This window comes from Flavobacterium sp. P3_A6 (assembly GCF_056403035.1).
The window spans coordinates 1-507 of record NZ_JBFUGG010000091.1 but is presented as its reverse complement, the minus strand read 5'-3'; the positions used below and the strand labels follow the sequence as shown (position 1 = coordinate 507).

The 507-nt window shown below is 71.6% G+C and carries 1 protein-coding gene; it reads left to right on the top strand.

What is annotated here, in order from left to right; all coding sequences use genetic code 11:
* The coding region (locus tag AC1DVP_RS21460) for a hypothetical protein (RefSeq protein ID WP_477185499.1) at window positions 1-507 on the top strand (507 nt) is incomplete at both ends.

Sequence of the window (507 nt, the reverse complement as noted above, 5' to 3'; positions counted from 1 at the left end):
GCGCGGACCTGACCCTCATGGCCCCGCCGAACGCCCCGCACCTGGTGGTGGGCCAGAGCTACACCATCGGCGCCTACCCGAACAACGACCTGGCGCGCCTGACGTTGTCCTACAAGCACAGCGGCTGTGGCACCCCGACGGGGACGTTCGACGTGGTGGGCCTCACCCGGGACGGCGCCGGCCTGCTCACGAGCCTCGCGGTCGACTACAGCCTGACCAAGTGCGACAGCACCCTGTCCAACGTCCGCGGATCGCTGCGCTGGAACTCCGACGTCGCATTCCGGCACACCACCACCACGGGGTTCACCGCGCCGGGCACGGTCGCCGGGTACACGGCACAGGGCTCGATCACGGTGACGAACACGGGCTCCGTGCCGCAGACGTACGGCGCGACGGAGCGGCCCGGCGGGCAGCAGCCGAACGAGGCACCCGTGACGATCGGGCAGGACGGCTGCACCGGCACGACGCTCGCGCCGGGTGCCAGCTGCCAGGTCGCCGTCAGCATCC